The sequence below is a fragment of the Bradyrhizobium cajani genome (genome assembly GCF_009759665.1).
GTDB lineage: Bacteria > Pseudomonadota > Alphaproteobacteria > Rhizobiales > Xanthobacteraceae > Bradyrhizobium > Bradyrhizobium cajani.
In genome coordinates this window covers 41,947-57,486 of record NZ_WQNE01000035.1, presented here as the reverse complement: position 1 = coordinate 57,486, position 15,540 = coordinate 41,947, and the positions used below count along the sequence as shown (strand labels likewise).

The 15,540-nt window shown below is 66.2% G+C and carries 14 protein-coding genes and 2 riboswitches; of the genes, 8 read left to right on the top strand and 6 right to left on the bottom strand.

The window, feature by feature from the left end:
* Positions 1 to 8 precede the first annotated feature (8 nt).
* Positions 9 to 228: riboswitch (cobalamin riboswitch) on the top strand.
* Between the two features lie 37 nt (positions 229 to 265).
* Genes GPL20_RS31380 through cobT form a run of 3 tightly spaced genes read left to right on the top strand, consistent with a single transcriptional unit; the run spans position 266 to position 2,808 of the window.
* Positions 266 to 943 (top strand): energy-coupling factor ABC transporter permease, encoded by a 678-nt coding sequence (locus GPL20_RS31380; RefSeq protein ID WP_157335062.1) that lies wholly within the window; start codon positions 266 to 268, stop codon positions 941 to 943.
* 40 nt (positions 944 to 983) lie between these two features.
* Positions 984 to 1,733 carry a precorrin-6A synthase (deacetylating) gene (cobF, locus tag GPL20_RS31375; protein WP_157335061.1) on the top strand — a complete coding sequence of 250 codons (750 nt, stop codon included), beginning with the start codon at positions 984 to 986 and terminating at the stop codon, positions 1,731 to 1,733.
* Positions 1,734 to 1,743: 10 nt separating this feature from the next.
* On the top strand, positions 1,744 to 2,808 hold the full coding sequence (gene cobT / locus GPL20_RS31370; protein ID WP_157335060.1) for a nicotinate-nucleotide--dimethylbenzimidazole phosphoribosyltransferase: 1,065 nt from the start codon (positions 1,744 to 1,746) through the stop codon (positions 2,806 to 2,808).
* On the opposite strand, the gene GPL20_RS31365 is transcribed toward cobT, so the two are convergent.
* A complete protein-coding gene (locus tag GPL20_RS31365; protein WP_157335059.1) occupies positions 2,789 to 3,361 on the bottom strand; it encodes a histidine phosphatase family protein in 573 nt (190 codons plus the stop codon). The two genes, cobT and GPL20_RS31365, sit on opposite strands and share 20 nt — an antisense overlap.
* A gap of 73 nt (positions 3,362 to 3,434) precedes the next feature.
* A riboswitch (cobalamin riboswitch) is annotated at positions 3,435 to 3,637 on the top strand.
* Positions 3,638 to 3,754: 117 nt separating this feature from the next.
* Here GPL20_RS31365 and GPL20_RS39050 point away from each other — a divergent pair.
* Positions 3,755 to 6,109, top strand: a complete 2,355-nt coding sequence (locus GPL20_RS39050) for a TonB-dependent receptor (protein WP_254125329.1) — start codon at positions 3,755 to 3,757, stop codon at positions 6,107 to 6,109.
* Positions 6,110 to 6,121: 12 nt separating this feature from the next.
* Positions 6,122 to 7,531 (top strand): PepSY domain-containing protein, encoded by a 1,410-nt coding sequence (locus tag GPL20_RS31350; RefSeq protein ID WP_157335056.1) that lies wholly within the window; start codon positions 6,122 to 6,124, stop codon positions 7,529 to 7,531.
* An 11-nt stretch (positions 7,532 to 7,542) separates the two neighbouring features.
* On the opposite strand, the gene GPL20_RS31345 is transcribed toward GPL20_RS31350, so the two are convergent.
* The 5 genes from GPL20_RS31345 to GPL20_RS31325 form a co-directional block, all read right to left on the bottom strand.
* Positions 7,543 to 8,583, bottom strand: coding sequence for a Bug family tripartite tricarboxylate transporter substrate binding protein (locus tag GPL20_RS31345; RefSeq protein WP_157335054.1), 1,041 nt, complete (start codon positions 8,581 to 8,583; stop codon positions 7,543 to 7,545).
* A gap of 215 nt (positions 8,584 to 8,798) precedes the next feature.
* Complete coding sequence (locus GPL20_RS31340; RefSeq protein ID WP_157335052.1) at positions 8,799 to 9,485, bottom strand: siderophore-interacting protein; 687 nt, start codon at positions 9,483 to 9,485, stop codon at positions 8,799 to 8,801.
* Positions 9,486 to 9,569: 84 nt separating this feature from the next.
* Positions 9,570 to 10,256 carry an O-methyltransferase gene (locus tag GPL20_RS31335; protein ID WP_157335050.1) on the bottom strand — a complete coding sequence of 229 codons (687 nt, stop codon included), beginning with the start codon at positions 10,254 to 10,256 and terminating at the stop codon, positions 9,570 to 9,572.
* Between the two features lie 103 nt (positions 10,257 to 10,359).
* Complete coding sequence (locus tag GPL20_RS31330; protein ID WP_157335048.1) at positions 10,360 to 11,184, bottom strand: AraC family transcriptional regulator; 825 nt, start codon at positions 11,182 to 11,184, stop codon at positions 10,360 to 10,362.
* A 99-nt stretch (positions 11,185 to 11,283) separates the two neighbouring features.
* Entirely contained in the window at positions 11,284 to 12,252 is a 969-nt protein-coding gene (locus tag GPL20_RS31325) for a LysR family transcriptional regulator (RefSeq protein ID WP_157335117.1), read from the bottom strand.
* Positions 12,253 to 12,424: 172 nt separating this feature from the next.
* Between GPL20_RS31325 and GPL20_RS31320 the strand changes: the two genes are divergently transcribed.
* From GPL20_RS31320 to GPL20_RS31310, 3 genes are all read left to right on the top strand, one after another.
* Positions 12,425 to 13,042, top strand: a complete 618-nt coding sequence (locus GPL20_RS31320) for a UbiX family flavin prenyltransferase (protein ID WP_157335046.1) — start codon at positions 12,425 to 12,427, stop codon at positions 13,040 to 13,042.
* 24 nt (positions 13,043 to 13,066) lie between these two features.
* Positions 13,067 to 14,488: a UbiD family decarboxylase gene (locus GPL20_RS31315; RefSeq protein ID WP_157335044.1), complete on the top strand. Its 1,422-nt coding sequence runs from the start codon at positions 13,067 to 13,069 to the stop codon at positions 14,486 to 14,488.
* A 124-nt stretch (positions 14,489 to 14,612) separates the two neighbouring features.
* Positions 14,613 to 15,452 carry a helix-turn-helix transcriptional regulator gene (locus GPL20_RS31310; protein ID WP_157335042.1) on the top strand — a complete coding sequence of 280 codons (840 nt, stop codon included), beginning with the start codon at positions 14,613 to 14,615 and terminating at the stop codon, positions 15,450 to 15,452.
* The last annotated feature ends 88 nt before the right edge of the window (positions 15,453 to 15,540 follow it).

Below are 15,540 nucleotides of genomic sequence, written 5' to 3'. Positions count from 1 at the left end.
GCGAAAGGGGCACACAGGAGGGGCATGGTGCTCGACGCGGCGCAAAGCGCCGGAGCATAATCGGGAATGGGGATGGGCGGACCCAGTTGCGGCGCTCAAAACCCCAGCCGCCCCCGCGACTGTAAGCGGTGAGGGGCTCCGATCAGCCACTGGGTCGCAAGACCCGGGAAGGCCGGAGAACCCCAGTGAGCCGCGAGCCAGGAGACCGGCCCTGCACGTTTTGACGCCAAGGCCGTCGGGTGTGACGGCAGGAAGGATCTGAGCCATGCATATCGAACCAGGAGTGGTGACGGGCGCCAAGCTCGTGTTGAGTTACGCAACCGGCATCGCCGCAGGCGGCGTCGCGCTCAAGCTCGCGGTCGAGACCGTGCGCGAGCAGGGCATCGGCTCGTTCGCGGCGCGGACGCTCGCCACCACGGGCCTCGTGTTCACCTTCTTCGAGATCCTGCCGCACTTCCCGGTCGGCGTCTCCGAGGTGCACTTCATCCTCGGCTCGACGCTGTTCCTGCTGTTCGGCGCCGCGCCCGCGGCCTTCGGCCTCGCGTTCGGCCTGCTGCTCCAGGGTGTGTTGTTCGAGCCGGCCGACCTGCCGCAATACGGCATGAACGTCACCACGTTGCTGGTGCCGCTGTTCGCGATCCAGGCGATCGCCACCCGGATCATTCCGCGCGCCACCGCCTATGTCGATTTGCAGTATCGCCAGGCGCTGGCGCTTTCGACCACGTATCAGGCCGGCGTCATCGCCTGGGTGGCGTTCTGGGCGCTCTATGGCTCCGGCTTTGCCATGAGCAATCTCGCCAACATCGCGACGTTTGCGGCCTCCTATGCGCTGGTCATCGTGATCGAGCCGCTGGCCGATCTCGCGGTGCTGGCGCTGGCGAAGTCGTTGCGCGGTGTCACCGCGCCCGGCCTCGTCACCCCGCGCCTGCACAACGCGGCCTAAAGAGACAAGGGGCGGCCGCCATGGCCGCCCCACACGCGCGATGCTCACGCTCTCCCTGATAGGCATCGGTTGCGGCGATCCCGAGCAGCTCACGCGCGCCGCGACCCGTGCCATCAACACGGCCGATCTCATCCTGATCCCGCGCAAGGGGACGGCTAAGTCCGATCTTGCCGATCTCAGGCGAACGATCTGCGCGGACGTCCTCACCAGCGACACGACGCGCATCGCCGAGTTCGATCTTCCGGTGCGCGACGCCGCTGAAGCGGACTATCGCAAGGGCGTGGACGATTGGCACGATGCGGTGGCCGCGACCTGGTCGCAGACGATCGCCAGCCATCTGGCAGGTGAGGGCAAGGTTGCGCTGCTGATCTGGGGCGATCCTTCGCTTTACGATTCCTCGCTGCGCATTGCACGCCGGCTCGATCCCTTGCCGACGATCGAGGTCGTGCCCGGCATTACCTCGATCCAGGCGCTGTGCGCGGCGCATGCGCTGCCGCTCAACGACATCGGCGAGCCGTTCCTGGTCACCACCGGGCGCCGCTTGCGCGAGGGCGGCTGGCCGCAGGGCGTCGATACCGTGGTGGTGGTGCTCGACGGTGGCACCGCATTCCAGTCGCTTGATCCGTCCGGTCTTCACATCTGGTGGGGCGCTTATCTCGGCATGCCCGATCAGATCATCATGTCCGGTGCGCTGGCCGAACTGAGCGCGCGCATCGCCGCGCTGCGGCAGGAGGCGCGCGAGCGGCATGGCTGGATCATGGACAGCTACATTCTCAAGCGCCGGCCGTAAGCGAGGCAGCATGCTCCCCGATTGGGTCTATAAAAAGTGCGCCGAGGTCTCGGCCGTCCATCGCGAGGCGGCGATCGCGCAGCAGGCGCAACTGACGAAACCGACCGGCGCGCTCGGCCGGCTGGAACAGCTCGCAATCGAGCTCGCGGCCCTGCAAGCGACCGAACAGCCGCGCGCCGCGCGCGTGCCGATCATCATCTTTGCCGGCGATCACGGCATCGTCGCGCAGGGCGTCTCGGCTTATCCGCAAGCCGTGACCATCGCGATGATGGCGAATTTTGCCTCCGGCGGTGCCGCGATCTCGGTGCTGGCGCGCGAGCTGGGTTCGAGCCTGGAAGTCGTCGACGCCGGCTCGCTGGCTGAGCAGGAGATGCCGGGAATCGTCACCGACAAGCCGCGCAATGGCACGCGCGATTTCAGCGTCGAGGCTGCACTCACGCCTGAGGAGCTGGCATTCGCTTTCGAAACCGGGCGGCGCGCAGTCGCGCGCGCGGAGGCCCATCAGCCCGATCTCCTGATCTTCGGCGAGATGGGCATCGGCAACACCACGACATCGGCTGCGATAGCGGCGAGCCTGCTCGGCATGAGCGCCGAGGAGATCGCCGGCAGCGGCACCGGCATCGACGCCGCCGGCCGCGCGCACAAGGCGCGCGTGATCGATGCTGCGGTCGCGCGTCATGGCGTCGCTGGAGCTTCGCCCGAAAACATCCTGCGCGCAGTCGGCGGCCTCGAGATCGCGGCGATCTGCGGCGCCATCATTGCGGCCGCGCAGCGCCGCATTCCCGTGTTGATCGACGGCTTCATCGTGTCGGTCGCGGCGCTAGCGGCGGTGCGGCTCAATCCGTCCTGCCAGCCGTTCCTGTTGCCGTCGCATCAATCGGCGGAGCAGGGACATCGGCTGGTGCTGCGCGCGCTGAACGTGCAGCCGCTGATCAGCCTCGATCTCAGGCTCGGGGAGGGATCGGGCGCCGCCATCGCGCTGCCGCTGGTTCGGTCGGCCTGCGCGCTCCACAACGGCATGGCGACCTTCGCGCAGGCCAATGTACCGGATCGCCCTAGCGGACCCGCTGGTTGACGGTCACGACGCGCCAGCCGGTGGCAAGGCGATCGATCCGGGTGAGCGACAGCGGGTCGATCACGAAGCGCAGCGCAGCTTCCGGTGTAAGGTCCAGCGCGATGCAGAGCGCGGCGCGGATGGTGCCGGAATGCACGACCAGCGCTGCGGAGCCAGCGCCGATCCGCGAGAGCCCCGCCCGGACGCGAGCGACCTGGTCCTCAAAACTTTCGCCGCCCGGTGGCCGTCCATGTGCCGGGTCGCTCCAGAACTGCGCGTAACCCTCGCCGCCGGTCGCGGCGAGCTCGTCGTGCCGATGGCCGGTCCAGTCGCCGAAATCCTGCTCGCGGAATTCGCTCACGAGCATTGGGTCGAGCCCCAGCGCCCGCGCGGTCTCGACCGTGCGGCGCGACGGACTTGCGTAGCTCGCGGCATCCCGCGGCAGAGACTGCCGCAGCGCCTCCAGTTGTGCGTGATCCCCGAGATCGGCCGGCGCGTCGGGCGCATGGATCGTCCCTTTGACGCCGTCGACGGGCGCATGCCGTATCAGCCAGAGGAAGGTCTCGCCTTCCATGCTCATCTCCAAGGAAATTGGTCGTTGTGGCACGAACGCCGCAGCTTGCACATTGACTCTGTCTTGATGGTAATCCTAGATGGCCAGCGACGGTTTCCCCGAGAGGGGATGAAAAGGGAATGCGGTGCGGGGACATTGTCCCCAATGCCGCGGCTGCCCCCGCAACTGTAAGCGGTGAATCCTTCGTCAGAAGCCACTGGGTCCTCGGTCCCCGGGAAGGCGACGAAGCGGTCACGACCCGCGAGCCAGGAGACCTGCCGTCAGCCGTGGTCACACGCGAAGATGTCGGTCGGGGAGTACAGACATTCGGCTTCATCGGACGGCCTCGAAGGCCAAAAGGTGGGACCTCGTTCGCTGTGACGTGCCACTGACGTCATACCGAGGTCCAAAACCGTGTCTTCCACCCGTATTCTACGACAGCAACGCTTCCTGCTCGCTTCCGCTGTGCTCGCGTCGTTCGTTGTCGTCGTGCCTGCCGCCGTCGCGCAGCAGGCCCGCGAACCCCTGCCGCCCGTCGAGGTGTCGCCGGCTCAATCGCGCAAGCAGGCGAGGCCGGCCGGCCGGGAGGCGCAGGGCGCACGCCGTGCGGCAGCGCGCAGGCCAGCGACTGTATCCGCAGCGCCCAGGCCTGTCGTGCCGACCGCCACGGCACAAACGCCCCTCAACACCAATGTGGTTGCGGAAAGCGCCTCGCGGCTCGGCCTGACGGTGCGGGAAACACCCGCGACCGTGGAGGTGATCTCGGCCGAGACCATGCGGGAGCAGGGCTATCGCACCGTGTCCGAGGCGGCGCAGGGCGCGGTCGGCGTCACCTCCGGCGACAACCCGGCCGAGCCCGCGGCCTTCTCCATGCGCGGCTTCACCAACAGCCAGATCAACACGCTCTACAACGGCATCAAGATCGGCCCGCAGAACATGACGTCGCGGATCGTGGACACGGCCAATCTGGAGGCCGTGGAGTTCCTGAAAGGTCCGGCCTCGCTGATGTCAGGCGAGGGCGCCGCCGGTGGCGCGATCAACTTCGTCACCAAGCAGCCGCACACCGGACTGATCCGGAACGAGGCGGATTTCTCCTGGGATTCGCTCAACTCGTTCCGCGCGCACTACGGCTCGGGCGGCAGCACCAACGTGCAGGGCCTCGACTATCGCTTCGACATCAGCCGCGCCTCGCTCAATGGCTTTGCCGACGACACCAATACCAAGACGTTCGACGTCTCCGGCCAGCTCAACTACCGCATCTCCGACAGTCTCAAGGTCTGGGGCGCGATCGAGTACCGCGAGGATCGCTCGAAGGCCTATTGGGGCGCGCCGCTGGTGCCGGTCGCCTTCAGCGGCTCGCATGCGACGAGCGGCATCGTGTCCGGCAATTACGTCTCCAACTACAACGGAACCAATCTCGGTGCGGTCACCATCGACGACCGCACCTTCAACACCAACTACAACGTCCTCGACAATCGCAACGTCGCGCAGGAAGTCTGGCTGCGCGGCGGCTTCGAGCTGAAGCTTGCGCCCGACCTGACGCTGAAGAGCCAGGCCTATGGCTATGGCGCCGAGCGCACCTGGTTCAACAACGAGATCGAGGCGTTCAATTCCACAACGAACCTGGTCGATCGTGAGCGTTTCTATGTTGCACACAGCCAGCGCCTGGTCGGCAACATCACCGACCTGATCTGGGACACGAATATCGCAGGTTTCGACAACCGGCTGGTCACGACGCTGTCGTCAAGCTATCTCGATTTCGTCAGGCCGGGCGCGGCGAACTTCCCCGGCGACTCCGTTTCGCTGGTCGATCCGAACCGCGGCTTTTACGGCCTGCTCACGACACAGCAGCAGACCGCGCGCATCGACAACGAGGCGCTGTCGTTCGAGGACCGGCTGAAGCTGACGCGGACCTTCGCGCTGGTCGGCGGCCTGCGCGTCGAGCATATCGGGCTCGACCGTAATTCGACCGACAAGAACGGCCTGGAGAAAGCAGGCTTCCCGTTCACGAAGGACTGGGCACCGGTGACGGGCCGTATCGGCTACACTTGGGACGCCGTACCCGGCCTGACCTTCTTCAGCCAGTACGCCACTGGTGCCGATATCGCAGCCAACAACATCTTCCTGCTCGGGCCGACTCAGCCGCTCGACCTGACCACCGCGCGCACCTATGAAACCGGCGTCAAGCACCTGTTCTGGGACAACAGGGCGGAATGGTCGTTCTCGGCCTACGACATCCTGCGCAAGAACGTCTATGCCGCGGCCGGCGGCATGCAGCTCAACATTGCCGGGCGACAGGAATCGAAGGGCGTCGAACTCGCCGCCGCGGTGCGCCCGATCGAGCCTTTGCGGCTGTGGGGCAACATCGCCTATGTCGATACGCGCTATGCCGACTACAATTTCGCCGGCGGCTCGTTCTCGGGCAACACGCCGCCGAACGTGCCGCGCATCGTCGCAAATGCTGGCGCCTCGTATCGGTTCTTCACACCCTGGCCGGTGGAGCTCGGCATCACCGGCCGCCATGTCGGCGATCGCTACAACACCGATGCCAACGTGGTGACGCTGAAGGCCTACACCGTGGCCGACGTCTATGCCTTCGTCGACATCCCGAAGACAGTGTTCAACGCGGTCAACCAGGCGCGCCTGACCTTCCGCGTGCGCAACATCACTGACAAGCGCTACGCGATCTGGGGCGATCCGTTCTATCCCGATCAGATCCTGCTCGGCGCGCCGCGCACCTACGAGATCTCGGCGGCATTCAAATGGTAGGGCGCTGAACGCATGATGGGCGCGATCATCCTGCTGCATCGCTGGCTCGGGATCGCGTTCTGTCTCCTGTTCGCGATGTGGTTCGCGAGCGGAATCGTGATGCATTTCGTTCCATTTCCGTCGCTGACGGAAGCGGAACGTGTCGCCGGCCTCGCGCCCCTCGATGGTACGCCGGCGGCGATTGCTGTCGCTGACGCCGTCGCAGCCAGCGGGGTCCTCGATGCCAGCCGCGTCCGCCTCATTCGACGCGGCGACGGGCCGGTCTACATCGTCTCGGGGCCCTCGCGCCTGCGCGCCGTCCGCGCCACCGATGGAGCGGATGCCGCGGTCACCGTGTCCGATGTCGCGCTGGCGATCGCACGCGACCATGCCCGCCGGCGCGGGCTCGACGCAACGCGCGCGGCCGTCGTCGTACACGAGGATCATGACCAATGGAGCGTGCCGAACGGGTTTGACCGCCACCGGCCGCTGTTCCGCTTGGCGCTTGGCGACGCCACCGGCACCGAGGTCTATGTCTCGTCCAGCACCGGCGAGGTCGTGCTGGACACGACGCGCAGCGAGCGTGGATGGAATCTCGCCGGCAGCGTCCTGCATTGGATCTATCCGACCGTCCTTCGCAGCAATTGGCTGCTGTGGGACCGCGTGGTCTGGACCCTCTCGCTGCTGGCGCTGGTCACCGCTGTCCTTGGCGCGATACTTGGCGTCACGCGGATCAGGCTGCCCTATCGTGGATGGCATGCCCTGCATCACGTCGTTGGCCTCGCCACGACAATGTTCGTACTGACATGGATCTTCAGCGGCTGGCTTTCCATGGATCACGGCCGGTTGTTTTCGCGCGGGCAGCTGACCGAAGGCGAGGCCGACGCGGCAGGCGCCGTACCGGACTGGACCGCCGCCGCGTCGATCAATCGTGAGCCGCTACCGTCCCTCGCACGCGAGGTCGAATGGTTCGCCTTCGGCAATATCTATCGCCGCGACAGGATCGCACCCGACAGGCAGGTCCTGCTTGGGGGCGGCAAGGGCGGCGACGATCGCAAGACTGGCTTCCTCGGTGCAGGCGAGGTTCGGGCTTTTGTGGCGCGCTTCGTGACGAGCTGTGATGCACCCGACGTCATCGCGGACAACGACGACTATTCCGCGCAATCCATCGTTCCCGGTGCGCCGGTCTATCGCGCGAAATGTGGTGACGTCTGGTTCGACGTCGACGGCGCGGATGGCAGCGTACTCCAGCGGCTCGATGCGTCGCGGCGCGCCTATCGCTGGCTCTACAGCGCGCTGCACAGGCTCGACTTTCCCTTTTTGATGGCACATCCATCGCTGCGTGACGGCCTGATCGTCGGCCTCTGCGGCCTCGGGCTGGCGTTCTCCGTTACCGGCATCGTCATCGGCTGGCGCCGCCTGCGTCTGTCCTTCGCCAATTGACGCGCGCGCCGTCACATCGGCTCGATGCCGATCTTCTTGATGATCCCGGCCCATTTGGTGGTTTCAGCGCTCATGAAATCTCTCAGGGCCTGCGGGTCGAGCACGAGCGGCTCGGCGCCCTGCTCGACGAAGAGGGCGCGCACCTTCTGATCGTTCACGGCTTCCACCATCGCGGCATAGAGCTTGTCGATCACGGCCTTGCCGGTGCTCGCGGGCGCGAGCAGAGCGAGCCAGGCGGCGCTCTCATAGTTCGGAAGGCCGGCCTCGGCCGCGGTGGGAACGTCCGGCAACGCCGTCATGCGCTTGTCGCTGGCGACCGCGAGCGGGCGCGCATCGCCGCTCTTGATCAGGCCGATCACGTTCGGCAGGAGCTGGAAGCCGAGCGGGACTTGGCCCGCGATGAAGTCCGGCGTGTAGGCGGCGATGTTGCGGTAGGGCACGTGCGTGATCTCGGTGCCGGTGAGTTGCTCGAAATAGGCGGCCGCGAGGTGCTGCGACGAGCCGACGCCGACCGTCCCGTAATTCAGCTCCCGAGGATGCGCCTTGGCGTAATCGATCAGCTCACGCAGCGATTTCGGCGGCAGTCTCGAATTGATCACGACGACATTCGGCAGCGTGGCGAACAGGCCGATCGGGGCGAGATCCTTCAGCGGATCGTAGGGGAGCTCCTTGTACAGCGACTTGTTCGCAGCCAGTGGGCCGGAGGTGCTCATCAGCAGCGTGTAACCGTCCGGCGCCGCATGCGCGGCCGCCGCGGTGCCGATATTGCCGCCGGCGCCGGGGCGATTGTCGACGACAAAAGCCTGCCCGAGCGAGGTCGCCATGCGGTTGAGCAGGATGCGGGTGATGACGTCGCTGGCGCTGCCGCCGGCAAAGGGCACGAGCACTTGAACCGGCCGGGTGGGATAGTCCTGCGCCTGCGCCGGACGCAGGCCCGTAGCGGCGAGGACCGCGCCTGCGCCGAGCGCGAGCAGCGACCTGCGGTCGGGCTGAAATCGCTCGCTCTGCTGCTGAGCGATGTCCGTGATCTTGTTGCGACCGAACCGTGCCATCTCGGACTGAATCTCCCGACCGTGTCTTGTTGTGCGGGCCGAGGGAGCGTCCGGGACGAGAGTCGTCGGGGATGAGCGCCAGGCCGCGGTTTTCTGCGCCTGGACCGTAGTGAGCCGGCGAACGCGACTGTCATGCCGGCTCGTCTCAGAACTTACCAACCCGTCTCATTTTGAACGAGGCGCGACGTCTTGTCCGCGCGAGAAGACAGCGCGCCCTAATCCAGCCCGGTCTTGCCGGGCGCCCAATAGGCTTTGGTCCTCATCCGCGACGACGCGACGCCCGCAGCTTTCAGGGCGCGGCTGATGCGCTGGATCGAGGAGGCCTTGCCTGTCAGGACGAACTGCGCACCGTTTGCGGCCAGACGCAGCATCTCGGCCTCGACGGCGGCGAGATGAGCGTCATCGGCGCTACGTGGGATCAATCTCGCCGCACCGAGATTGACGGCATCCAGCACCCGCTGCGACTCCGCCACGTCGGTGGTTTCGAACATGTGGAGCGCGCCGCCGGCTTGCAGACTGTCTCGCAACGCCGCCGCCAGGCCAAACGAGGTTTCATCGCCGAACAGGATGACAGGCGCCTCAAGGCCAACAAGCTCAAGCGAGCGGCGCGGCCCGAAGAACTGACAGCTCTCGCCCTCGCGCAAAGCGCTTGCCCAGCGGCTGCCCGGACCCTCGCCATGCGCAAATGCAAGGAGCCGGGTCCTGCCCCCGCCGGCGTCCCATGACATCGGCGTGTAAGTGCGCGCGCTCAGGCCCGCGCCCATCGCGACCTGGATCTTCTGGCCGGCCGTCCAGGCGACGTCCTTGAGGGCGTCGCCTTCGAGCCCGACGAGCCGAAAGTGCGGCGAGAGCGTTTTGACGGTTGCGACGCGTGCGGGGCGCATCAGCCATCGCAGCAACATCCGCGAGACTCGCCCTTGCGGGGCTTGCGATGGTCCGGAAATTTGCGGTGCCTGGCCGGGTTCGTTCAAGGCTTGGCTCCCGGACTATCTGGTCTTGATCGTGAATTCGTTGCCGCGGCCCGGATCGAACGGCAGCGACAGCGAGAGGTAACCGTTCTGCGGATCGCGGACGTAGTCGATGTAGGCTTCCTCGAACGCGTTCTCGCCGACGATGAGCGCCCCACGCCTGAGGTGCGGCTCCAGCAGCTTGAGGATGGGAAGATACAACGTGAAGGCGCCGTCCAGCATCACCATGTCGATGTCGCCGCCGAGATCGGATCCGAGGGTTTCGCGGGCGTCGCCGAGCCTGAACTCGACCAGGTCGGCGAGCCCCGCGGCCGCGACGTTTGCCCGTGCGCGCTCGATCTTGCCGAGTTCGAGATCGGTCCCGATCAGGTGGCCGCCGCCCATGTCACGCAGGCCCGTGGCCAAGTAGATCGCGGAAATGCCCATCGAGGAGCCGAATTCGACGATGCGTTTCGCCTTGCAGGCGCGAGCGCACATGTAGAGGAAGCGTCCGAACCACGGAGAGACGCTCAGGAAGTTGCTCGCAAATCCCTGATAGACTTTCCGGAGATCGCTGTTTTCGGCCGCGACGGCCTGGCTGATCATCTCTTCGCGGCTGCCCGCCTCAGCCGCAAGGGTTTGCATCAGGGGCGCGTCGGCGATTTCCGCCTCCTGGTGCAGACGACGAAGGACGTCCGCGACGAGGCCCGTGCTGAGTGAATCCATGTTGGTCTGCTCCTTTTGCGCCCGCCGGGCGCTCCGGAGCCTGGATACGAAATCGTCCCTCCGTCCGCATTCCGCGAACGGGACAATCGATTGCGATTTCCGGTCAGTGTGCGCCGATGCGGCGTTCGGCCAGATACCGCGCCGGCGGCTTGCCCAGCGCCTTGCGGAACATGGTGACGAAGGCGCTCGCGCCCTCATAGCCGAGATCGAGCGCGACGGCCTGCACGGAGGCGCCCTGGTCGAGACGCTGAAGCGCGATGAGGATGTGGAGGTGCTGGCGCCAGCGGCCAAAACTCATGCCGGTCTCGCGTTGCAGGATGCGGGTGAGGGTGCGTGGGGCGACGGCGATACGCCGGCCCCAATCGGCGATCGTCGCGCGGTCGGAGGGATTTGCTATCATCGCGCTCGCGATCCGGCGCAGCCTGGCATCGACCGGCATCGGGAAGCGCAGCTCCTCGACGGGCGCCAGCGCGAGCTGGTCGAGCAGCACCGTGGCAATCCGGCCGTCGGCGCCGTCGACATCGTACATGACAGGCATGTGGGTGGCATGGACCAGCAAGCTTGCGAGCAGGGGCGAGATCGACAGCGCGCAGCATTGCCGCGGCAGCCTTGATGCCGCGTCCGGCTCGACGAACAGGCAATACATCTCGACATCGCCTGCGACGCTCACGCTGTGCGGGACACCGCCGGGAATCCACACCGCACAGCGTGGCGGCACGATCCAGACGCCGTGTCCGGCCTCCAGCCTGACGATGCCCCGCAAGGTCAGGACAAGTTCGTCCTTGCGATGCGCGTGCTTCGCCAGCTCCATGCCCTTTGTGACCATGTGACCGCCGAAGGCGGCGAGGGTGCGCGGCACGGTTTCGGGATCGAAATCCCCGAGATCGTCGGGGAGAATATGGTCGTCGTTGAGCCTGAAGAAGGGCATGGCGGGCAGTGATGAGTCCGAAGGCGATGGGCCGGGTGCAGGTAATATCTGGCCCGCGATCGCGGGTTTCAACGCAGACCGCGCGAATCTCGATCGGTTCTAACCAGCTCGCCGTCGCGGCTTTCTGTGCACCTTGCGGGATACCGAGCCCGCGCCTCCGGAGGCGGGCACCACGAACTCTCGTGCCACGGCTGCAGCTTGCGCCAGATCGTGGCTGATGACGTCGAGCACGGCCTTGGCCGCGACCGACACCGCTCGCCGCGGGTGGTGCACCCAGGCGATCGAACGCACGATCCGCTGCTCGTCGAAACGGTGGGCCCGGATGGTCCCGCTCGCTAGTGATTGCCGGAGCGCGATGGTCGGCAGCACCGTTGCGAAATCGGTGGTCGCGATCACGTCGCAGAGCGCGGGCAGGGTGTCGAGCTCGAGCCGCGGCCGCAGGTCGATGCCGACGGCGGCGGCTTGCTCTTCCAGGATCAGCCGCAGGCCGTGGCGCTTCGAGGGGAGCACGAGGTCGAAATTCGCGATGTGGTCGAAGCGCAGTCTTGCCGGCGGCTTGATCGGACTGTCCTTGCGGCAGGCGAACACCATCTCCTCGTCCATGATGTGATGCGCCGCAAGCGGCGTTTTTCGGCGCGGCACGTTGATCAGTGCGAAATCGAGCTGGCCGGTGTTGACCCAGTCCACCAGCGTCTCGGTGTAGCCCTCGCAGGCGGAGAGCGTGATGTCGGGATAGCGGCTGGCGACCGTCGCCGACGAGCTCGCCATCGTGCTCTGCGCGACCGAGGTGATGAGGCCGACCGAGACGCGGCCCGAGATGCGGCCGCCGAGCTGGGCCATCTCCTGCCGCGCATACTCCGCGTCGCGCACGATCGGCGTCGTCAGCCGCACCAGGGCCTCACCGGCACTGGTCAGCGTCATGCCCTGGACGCTGCGGTCGAACAGCTTCTGGCCGAGCTCGGCCTCGAGCTTGGCGATCTGCATGCTCAGCGCCGGCTGCACGATGTTGAGCTGGCGCGCCGCCCGCGTGACGTTCTTTTCCTCGGCGAGGCACAGGAAATATTGCATCTGCCTGAGTTCCACGGACCGTCCTTCGCTTGCCGACCTTTGCTCCCCGCATCATCATCTCAGATGATCGAATGCATAATCAATCATTATTTGTGTTGATGGATGCGGATGCCTAGTCTTGCGGCGGATCGCGTGCCCGCAAGGGGGCCGACTCGAGGGAGCGAAACAACCTATGCAGGACACGCCCAAGCGGCTGATCATCGGCATTTCCGGCGCCTCGGGCGTCACCTATGGCGTGCGCCTGTTGCAACTGCTGCGCAATGCCGGCGTCGAGACGCATCTGGTGATGTCGAAGACCGCCGAGCAGACCTTCGCCTACGAGACCGACCTGAAGATCGCGGAGGTGAGGGAGCTCGCCAATGTCAGCCATGCCATCGACGACATGGCCGCCTCGATCGCGAGCGGCTCGTTCCGCACCGCCGGGATGATCGTGGCGCCGTGCTCGATGCGCTCGATGTCCGAGATCGCCTCGGGCGTCACGACGACCCTGTTGACCCGCGCCGCCGATGTCGTGCTCAAGGAGCGCCGCCGCCTGGTGCTGATGGTGCGCGAGACGCCGCTGCACACCGGCCATCTCAGGACCATGACCGCCCTGTCCGAGATGGGCGCGATCATCGCGCCGCCCGTGCCCGCCTTCTACGCCAAGCCCGAGAATCTCGACGACATGGTCGAGCACACGGTCGGCCGCGTACTTGATCTCTTCGACATCGATATCGGCATCGTGCGCCGCTGGGGCGAGGACGAGGCGCTCAAGCGCCGCTCGCCGACGCTGCGCAGGATCGCGCCCTGATTCAAGGTTTTTGAGGATAGTCACATGCGAATGGAAAACCCGGCCAGCAAAGGCGCCAATGCACCGTCCGATCTGCGCGCCTGGCTCGCTTACCTCGCCGATCGCGGCAAGCTCGCGATCGCCCGCGAGGGCATCGCGCTGACCGACGAGCTCGCCGCAATCGCCAAGCGGCTGGAGCGCGACAGTGCCGTGCTGTTTCCGCGCCCCGACGGGCACGAGATCCCCGTGGTCGCCAATCTCTTCGCCGGGCGTGACTGGGTCGCCGACTCCATCGGCGTGACCGAGGACCAGCTGCTGCCGCGCTTCCTTGCCGCTGCGAGCAATCCGATGCCCACCTGCGAGGTCGCGAGCGGGCCGGTGCAGGAGGTCGTCCATGAGGACGTCGACCTGCTCCGCCAGCTTCCGGTGCCCAAGCACAATGAGCGCGACAGCGGCCCCTACATCACGGCGGGCCTGCTGATCGCCCGCAATCCCAGGACGGGCGTGCAGAACGTCTCGATCCACCGCTGTCAGATCTCCGGCAAGGACCGCATCGGCGTCCTGCTGCTGCCGCGACACACGTTCTCCTACTATCGCCTCGCGGAGGAGATGGGGCAGGCGCTGGAGATCGCGATCGTCATCGGCGCACATCCCGCGCTGCTGCTGGCGTCGCAGGCGATCGCTGCGCTTGACGAGGACGAGATGGCGATTGCCGGCGCGCTGCTCGGCTCACCCGTGGACGTCGTCAAGTGCCGCACCAATTCGGTCCGCGTTCCCGCCCATGCGGAAATCGTCATCGAGGGACGCATTCTGCAGGGCGTGCGCGAGCCGGAGGGGCCGTTCGGCGAATTCCCTCAATACTACGGTCCGCGCGCCAATCGCGAGGTGATCGAGGTCGATGCGATCACGCATCGCAAGGCGCCGATCTTCCACACCATCGTCGGCGGCGGCTTCGAGCATCTGATCCTCGGCGGCGTGCCGCGCGAGGCGACGCTGGTCCAGCATCTGCGCCGCAGCTTTCCCAACGTGCTCGATGTTCGCCTGACGCGCGGCGGCACCTGCCGCTATCATCTCGCGATCAGGATGGACAAGACCAATGACGGCGAGCCGAAGAACGTCATGATGTGCGCCTTCGGCGCGCATTACGACATCAAGCAGGTGGTCGTTGTGGACAAGGACGTCGACATCTCCTCGTCCGAGGAAATCGAGTGGGCGGTGGCGACGCGCTTCCAGGCCGATCGCGACCTCATGGTCGTCGCCGGCGCGCTCGGCTCGAAGCTCGATCCGACCACCGACAACGGCATCAGCGCCAAGATGGGCCTGGATGCGACCGCGCCGGTCAGCGCGCCCGAGCTGGCCTTCAAGCGTATCCGCGTCAAGGGCGAGGAGGAGGTCGATCTGTCCACCGCCTTGCAGGCCGACCCGAGCGCCGCGGTCGCGCGCCTTCTTGCGGCGGCGCGGACATGAGCGGGTTACCGCCCGGAAGCAACTTGCGTCGGTTTGCGCCGTTGGAATATGAAGCGGGTGCTGCTTATAGTGCCGCGCCAATAGACCAATCGTTTTGCAGCGCAATGCTGGGAGGAAGGAACTGATGTCGACGGCCCTGCGCATCGCTCATGGCGCTTTCGGCAGGGTCGCTCTGCTCGACATGGACCGTTCGCTGGTCCGCCACGCCCATCATCACTGCCACGTCCTGCTCAAGGTCGAGGGCGCCGACACCCAGTTCATGGTTGGCGACCAGGTCACGCCGCTGACTGACACGGCCGCGGTGCTCGTCGACGGCTGGAAGCCGCACGCCTATGTGCATGACGTCAATCGCCCGCGCACGCTCATCATGGCGCTCTATATCGAGCCGGAATGGCTGAAGGAGTTCCGTCCCGGCTGGGCCGCGAGCGGCGCGCCGGGCTTTTTCGAGCGTCCCTCCGGCGAAGTGTCGCCACGCATCCGCCAACTGACGCTGCATCTCGCGGCGGAGATGATGGCGAACCCGGACGCGGTGCGGACTCACGAGCAGACGCTATCCGACCTGATGATCGCGGTGATCGAGCGTTTCACGCCCTGGCGCAGCTTTCCGACCTCGATCCGCGGCATGAGCGCGGCGAGCTGCGACTGGCGCATTCGCCGCGCGATGGATGCGATGCGGGTGCAGGACTCCTATGGCAGCGTCGATCAGTTCGTGAAGGGCGCGGGGCTGTCGCGCGCGCAATTCTTCCGCCTGTTCGAGACCTCGCTCGGCGTCTCGCCGAAGATCTATCTCAACGTCGTCCGCATGGAGCGTGCGCTCGATGCGGTGATGCGCGAGGACACGCCGCTCGGCGAGCTCAGCGAGCGGTTCGGTTTTCCGGAGCCGGCGCATTTCACGCGTTTCTTCCGCGACCACGCCGGCGTCAGTCCGCGCGAGTTTCGCAACGTCTCGCGTCTTGCGGGCTGATATTGCGCCGCACGCGCCTGCAAATGAGACGATTTGGTAAGTCGTGAGAGCGGGCGGTATGGCCCCCGCACCCCTGTGCTGACAAACG